Annotated in this window: 4 protein-coding genes; 2 read left to right on the top strand and 2 right to left on the bottom strand. The window is 74.8% G+C overall.

Annotated elements, in window-relative coordinates:
* Positions 1-120 precede the first annotated feature (120 nt).
* Positions 121-1,308 carry an IniB N-terminal domain-containing protein gene (locus LCD35_RS07585; protein WP_224957220.1) on the bottom strand — a complete coding sequence of 396 codons (1,188 nt, stop codon included), beginning with the start codon at positions 1,306-1,308 and terminating at the stop codon, positions 121-123.
* Between the two features lie 334 nt (positions 1,309-1,642).
* Here LCD35_RS07585 and LCD35_RS07580 point away from each other — a divergent pair, with 334 nt between their 5' ends.
* Both LCD35_RS07580 and LCD35_RS30295 read left to right on the top strand, forming a co-directional pair.
* Positions 1,643-3,022, top strand: a complete 1,380-nt coding sequence (locus tag LCD35_RS07580) for an Hsp70 family protein (protein WP_224957223.1) — start codon at positions 1,643-1,645, stop codon at positions 3,020-3,022.
* 76 nt (positions 3,023-3,098) lie between these two features.
* A complete protein-coding gene (locus LCD35_RS30295; RefSeq protein WP_308012512.1) occupies positions 3,099-5,591 on the top strand; it encodes a LuxR C-terminal-related transcriptional regulator in 2,493 nt (830 codons plus the stop codon).
* Between the two features lie 88 nt (positions 5,592-5,679).
* Here LCD35_RS30295 and LCD35_RS07570 read toward each other — a convergent pair whose 3' ends face one another.
* Positions 5,680-6,762, bottom strand: a complete 1,083-nt coding sequence (locus LCD35_RS07570) for an alpha/beta hydrolase (protein ID WP_225043955.1) — start codon at positions 6,760-6,762, stop codon at positions 5,680-5,682.
* Positions 6,763-6,814: the final 52 nt, after the last annotated feature.

The raw sequence follows: 6,814 nt of genomic DNA, 5'->3' as shown, positions 1-6,814 counted from the left end.
GGTCATCGTCTACATCGTCCTGTGGATCCTGATGCCGAAGAGCAGCTGACCCGGGGGCGCGCCCCCCCCCCCCCCCCCCGGCTTTCAGGGCATTTCGCCTTGATCAGACCGGAGGTCGGATCAGAGCAGGCCGTCCAGCGGCAGGGCCGAGGTGGCCGCACCGGCGACGTCCTCGACGGCCGGGCCGGCGATGTCGCCGACGACCGGCAGGTCGCTCGGGGCCGGCAGGTGGGAGGCGACGTCCTCGACGGGGAGGGACTCGGCCACGTCACCGACGACCGGCAGGTCGGCCGGGGCGGGCAGCGCGGAGGCCACGTCGCCCACCGGGCCGGCCACGGCGCCACCGGCGATGCCGCCGACGGTGTCCACAGCGCCGCCCGCGACACCCTCGACGGTGCCCACGGCGCCACCGGCCACGCCACCGACGGTGTCGACGGCCGGGCCCGCGATGTCACCGGCGACCGGCACGTCGGAGGCCACGTCGCCCACGGTGTCCAGGGCGCCACCGGCGACACCGGACAGCGCGCCCGCGTCGACCGAGGCGGCGTCGCCGCCGGCCGGCAGCGCGCCGGTCAGGTCGTCGACGACCGGCAGGTCGGAGGTGGCGCCACCGGCCACGCCGCCGACCGTGCTGACGGTGTTGTCGACGGTGTTGGTGACCTGGCTGACGGCGCCGAACGCGACGTCGCCGACGGTGCCGACGATGCTGTCGCCGCCCGCGACCGCGGTGGAGGTGGTGTCACCGACGACGTTGCCGACGTTGACCTCGTTGCCGCTCAGGATCTCGTTGCCGCTGAGCACGTCGTGCACGTTGACCAGGTTGTGCGAGTCGGTCTGCTCGATGTTGACGTTGGTCTCGTCGTGGATGTGCTGCTCGGCGTCGTCGCCGGGGGCAGGGGCGGGGGTGTTGTGCGGAGGCAGCATGCTGAGTTCCGTAACTTCCTGCTCGTGTGGCTGTGCGGGATGCAATTCGTTGATCGCGACGTGCTGGGTGCTCGCGGCGAACTTCTCGACGCTGCTCTGCAGTGAGCGGCCGTATTCGTCCGCGATCTCGACCGGCGCGTAGTCGAGCACCAGCGACGATGCGTGCAGCACGTCCGTCGCGCTCATGTCCCCGAGTCCGGCGTGATCCAGCGTGGCGCGCGGATCGGCGTCGAAGGCAGCCTGGGCGTCCGGGCTGGTCACGAGCCTCGTGAGGAACTCGTACAGCGTCGGTGCGTCCGGCTGGCCGGGCGCGTCGTGCGCCCCCGGGGTGGCAGTGGGGGGCTCGGTACGGCCCGGGGCATCATCCGGCTGAGAGTGGGTCATGACTGCTTTCTCCTGGCTCAGCGGAACTCGGTTACGTGTGACCGAGTGAAGGTCGTGCCCGATCCCTCACTCCCAGCGAGCACGCTACTGCGGGGCGTGCCCGCAGCCATCGGGTACGACTCCTAGTGATTGGGGGCACTGTTAGGGGGTGCGGTCCTGACTCGACTAGGGGACCCATAGGGGGATCCGTCAGCACTCCGTGATCGAGCACGCGCTAAATTGTCACCGCCCTGAGCGTCATCGGGTGGTCACCCGACCGTGTGATCCGGACTTCCCCGGTCGTGCGCCCGGTACCGCCAGATGACCCCGGAAGGCGATCGCAGGAAGGGGTTGCATGCCTTACGTCCTGGGGATCCACGTGGGGGCCACGGCCACCTCCGCCGCCATCGCGCGGCGCGACGGCGGCAGGTGGGGTGCGGCCACCCCGCTGCCGCTCGGTTCCGCCGGGCACACCGTCCCCACCGTGCTGTGCCGGGTCCAGGACGGGTCGTTCGTCGCAGGCGAGCAGGCGAGCAAGCAGGAGCTGACCCACCACGAGTGGGTCGTCCGAGGGTTCACCCGCCAGGTCGGGGACGAGGCGCCGCTGCTGGTCGGCAGCGAGTTCATCTCCGCGCAGGCGCTCGTCGCGGCCGTCGTCGAATGGGTCGCCGACACCGTCGCCCACCAGCTCGGCCACCCGGCCGAGCACATCACCCTCGCGCACAGCGCCACCTGGGGGCCGTTCCGCGCCCACCTGGTGCGCCAGGCGCTCGCCGCGCTCGGCCTGCGGGACGTGACGCTGGTGCCCGAACCGGTCGCCGTCGCCGTCGACTACGCCAGCAGGCAGCAGGTCGCCGAGCAGGACGCGGTCGCCGTCGCCGACATCGGCGGCACCGGCTTCGACGCGACCGTGCTGCGCCGCCGCAGCCCCGGTTTCGACGTGGTCGGGTCCACCTTGGACACCGGGCATCCCAGCGGGCAGGACCTCGACGACGAGATCTTCTCCCACCTGCTGGCGGAGTTCGGCCCCCAGCTCGACGGGCTCGACGCGTCCGACCCGGCGCACCGGGCCGCGCTGGTCGCGTTGCGGGGCGACTGCGCCCGCGGCAAGGAAGCGCTGTCCTACCACCCGGGCACCACCGTCCGCATCGAACTTCCCGGGCTGCGCACCGACTTCGCCCTGTCCCGCCCCCGCTACGAGCAGCTCGTCCGGTCGCACCTGGAACGGGTGCCGGAGCTGCTGCTGCAGGCCGTGCAGTCCGCGGCGGTGGCGCCGGAGGACCTGGCCGCGCTCGTGCTCGCCGGTGGAACCGCGCGCACCCCGCTGGTCAAGCAGCTCGTCGCCGAACGGCTCGAACGCGCCCCGCAGGTGGACGCGGCACCGGAACTCGTCGCGGCCCGCGGCGCGGCGGCCTCCGCCGTCGGCGTGCTGTCCGCGGTCAGCGACCGCGGTGAGTCCGCCGCCGAGACCAGCGTGCTCGTCCGCGTCGAAGGCCCCGGATCCGGCGGGCTCGACGTCATCGACGGCGAACCCGAGCGCGAAGAACCACCGCGGCCGCCGGTGCAGGTCGAACCGATGTACCTGGAACCGCCGGACGAAGACCGGCAGCGGTTGCTCAAGATCCTGAAACTGGGCGCGGCCGCGCTGCTGATCATCGGCGGCCTGGTGCTGACCATCGTGCAGGGGTTCGGCGGGCAGACCCCGACCAGCCCCGTCCAGACCCAGCAGCGTTGACGAAACCCACTCCCACCCCAAGAGTGATCCCGCCGAGTGACCCGCGAATCGAGGTCTCCGTGAACCGAGGACTCCTGTGAACCACCGGACAGCCACCGCCCCAGACCTGGTGACCGGGCCCCGCGCCGTCCGGTTGTGGGAGTCCGTCGCGGCAGCGCCCGCCGAACCGGTGCAGGTCGGGATCCAGGCCGCCGGCGGTGCGGGCAAGACCGCGCTGCTCGACGAGCTCGCCGACGCCTACCGGGCCGCCGGCGTGCCGGTCGAGCGGGACGTCCGCCGCGCCGACCCCGCGAGCACCGCCGTGCTGCTCGACGACGCGCACCTGCTCGACGACGCCGCGCTGCGCGCCGCGCGCGAGCTCGCCGCCGACCCGCGGGCGCGGCTGGTGGTCGCCTACCGGCCGGGGCCGCGCGGCGCGGAGCTCGCCGAACTCGTGCACGTCCTGGACCGCTCCGGACCGCCCGTCGTGCTGTCCGGGTACACCGCCGCCGACCTCGCCGCCCGCGTCGAACGCGGCCTCGGCACCGCGCCGCCCGCCGAGTGGATCGACCGGCTGCTCGCGCAGACCGGCGGGGTCCCGCGGCTGGTGGAGGGCGTGCTCGCCGACACCAGCCCGCAGCACCTCACGCCGACCTCGGTGCCGTCCCGCATCGTCGAGCACGTCCAGCACGAGCTCGCCGCCCTGGGCGAGGTCGGCGGCCGGTGCGCGAGCGCCGTCGCCGTCGGCGCCGCCCCGCACCCCGACGTGCTGGCCTGGCTGCTGGCGCTCGACCCGGCCGACGTGGTGCCCGCGCTGTCCGCGATCCGCGCCAGCGGGCTCACCGACGGGGCGGGCGAGCTGCTGCCGCTGGCGCGCCGCGCGGCGCAGCTGCTCACACCCGTCGACGAGCGGATCGCGATCGCCCGCAGGCTGGTGCGGGTGCAGCTCGACCGCGGCCGGCCGGTGCTGGGGCTGCTGCGCCCGTTCCTCGACTCGGAGACGACCTCGGCCGCGGACCCGACGATGGCCGAGGCCTACGAGCAGGCCGGGGTGGAAGCGGCCGAGCAGGCGCCGGAGCTGTCCTCGCGGTTCTTCGACGCCGCCGTCTCCGCCGGAACCCCGCCCGTCCGGCTCGCCGCGCGCCGCGCCAAGGCCGCCGCGATCGCCGGGCACTTCGACGAGGCGCTGCGGCTCGCCGACGCGGTGATCGTGGACGAGACCGTCCCGGACCGGGCGCTGGGCGTGCAGGTCGCGGCCAGCGTGCTCGCCCACCGCGGACTGCCGGCCCGCTCCGCGCAGCTGTGCCGCTGGTCCGCCGAGCACCTGCGCTGGCCCGGCGACCGCGCCTACGCGGCCGTGTCGCTGATCGGCACCGGACGGCTCGCCGAAGCCGAGCAGCTGCTGCGGACGGTGCCCGACCCGGGGCCGCCGACCTCGCTGTCCGGTTCCTCCGACCAGCTCGTCGACGGGATCCGCGAATCGATCACCGGCAACCCGGTCACCGCGCTGTCCCTGCTGACCCGGTCGGCGTCGCTGGCCGAACCGGTCGGCGGTGCCGCGCTGGTGCCGGACACGCCGGCCGCGATCGCCACCCTCGCCGCGCTGCACTGCGGCGAGCTCGACGTCGCCGCCTCCGTGGTGGGGCGCGCCATCGAAGCGGGCAGCGGCGGGCCGATGCTCGCCGTGCGGCACCGGCTGCTCGCCGCGTGGATCCCGCTGGCCCGCGGCGACACCCTCGGCGCGCGGGCCGCGCTGGACGCCGCCGCGCCCGCCCCCGACGCGTTGCAGGCGCGGGACCGGCTGCTGGCCACCGCGATCGAAGCGGGCATCGCGAACCGGGACAACGACACCGCCGCGCTGAACGCCGTCCGCGGCCGCGCCCGGCAGGCCATCGCCGAGCACCCGGCGGACCTGTTCGGGCTGCTGGCGCTCGGCGAACTCGCCGTGTCCTGCGCGCGGCTGCACGACCAGGACTGGGTCGAGCCGCACCTGGACGCCGCGTTCGCCCTGCTCGGCGAGCTCGGCGACCCGCCGCTGTGGACCGGGCTGCTGCGCTGGAAGTGCCTCCAGGCGGCCGTGGTCAGCGAGGACGCCGCGACCGTGCGCACCCACGTGGCCGCGCTGGAGGGGATGTCCGGGCACAACCCGATGTCCGCGGCGATGGCCGCGGCCGCCCGCACCTGGCAGGACGTGCTCACCGGAGCGGTCGACCGCGAGCAGGCCGAGCAGGCGGCCCGCGGGCTGCACGCGGCCGGGCTCACCTGGGACGGGGCCCGGCTCGCCGGGCAGGCGGCGCTGCGCACCGCGGACCGGCCCACGATGCTCGGGCTGCTGGAGTGCGCCCGCTCGCTGCAGGGCAAACCGGCCCGCCCGCGCGCCATCGGCGAGTCCGGCGACGGCGTGCTCAGCGAACGCGAGCGGGAGGTCGCGGAGCTGGTGCTGTCCGGGCTCACCTACAAGCAGGTCGGCAAGCGGCTGTTCATCTCGGCGAAGACGGTGGAGCACCACATCGGACGGATCAAGCAGCGCCTGGGCGCGTCCTCCCGGGAGGACCTGCTGGCCCGGCTCCGCGGGATCCTCGACTCCTGACCACGCCGGATCCGACCGCGCGACCGGTGCCGCGGCGGTCCGCGGCCCGCGGAACGGCCCGCCCGGGAACCCGGACGGGCCGTCGAGCTCAGGCCTTGCCGCCGAGGGCCAGCCCGGCGCGGAGGGTGCCCGCGATCTCGCTCAGCGCCTCGTTGAACCGGGTGCCCGCCTGCCGCACGTTGCCGAACCCGTGGATCAGGTCCTCGAAGCGCCGCGCCACCACCGGCACGCCCGCTTCGGCGAGCCGCCGCGCGTACTCCTCGCCGTCGTCGCGCAGCGGGTCGAACCCGGCGGTGACCACGTGCGCGGGCGGCAGGCCGCTCAGGTCGTCCGCCAGCAGCACCGACAGCCGCAGGTCGGTGCGGTCGGTGCCGGGGGCCGCGTACTGGTCGAGGAACCAGGTGATGTCCGAGTCGGACAGCAGCAGCCCGCTGCTGAACAGGTCCCGGGAGCGCCGCCGCACCGTCGCGTCCAGCGCCGGGTACATCAGCAGCTGGAACGCCGGCTTCGGCCCCCCGGCCCGCGTCGCGTGGTACGAGACGGCGGCGGCCAGGTTGCCGCCCGCGCTGTCCCCGCCGACCGCGATCCGGTCCGGCTGGGTGCCGAGCTCCTCGGCCCGCTCCACCGCGTACCGGAACGCGGCCATCGCGTCGTCGAACGCCGCCGGGAACGGGTCCTCCGGTGCGAGCCGGTAGCCGACCGAGAGCACTCGCACCCCGGCGGCCTTCGCGAAGTAGCGGCACAGGTCGTCGTGGCTGTCCAGGTCGCCGATGACCCAGCCGCCGCCGTGGAAGAACACCAGCAGCGGGCTGTGCTCGGTGAGCGACTGCGGCCGGTACAGCCGCGCCGCGAGCTCGCCGTCCGGGGTGGGGATGGTGCGCTCGCCGACCGCGACGCCGGGCAGCGGTGCCCGGTCGACGATGGCGGTGGACTCCGCCATCAGCGCCCGGGACCCGGCGGCGTCGCCGTTGGTGAGCTGGGTGCTGCCGGTGAGCGCTTGCATTTTCAGCAGCAGCTGGGCGTCGAGCGCGAGCTCCTGGCCGTCGATCCGCCGCGGCGCTCCCGCGATGAGCCTGCGCAGCGGCCGCGGCAGCGCGAACGCGGCGTGCAACCCGGCGCCGAGCACGTGCGCGCGCAGCCGGGGCGAGATCAGTTCGACGGCTTTCGACATGGCAAGACCTCCCGAGGACGGACCGTGCCCGGGAGGCTACTAGCAGGTAGTC

This window comes from Saccharopolyspora sp. 6V, from assembly GCF_020176785.1.
Lineage (GTDB): Bacteria > Actinomycetota > Actinomycetes > Mycobacteriales > Pseudonocardiaceae > Saccharopolyspora_C > Saccharopolyspora_C gregorii.
The sequence above is the reverse complement of the archived record's forward strand: the minus strand, read 5'-3'. Positions and strand labels throughout refer to the sequence as shown.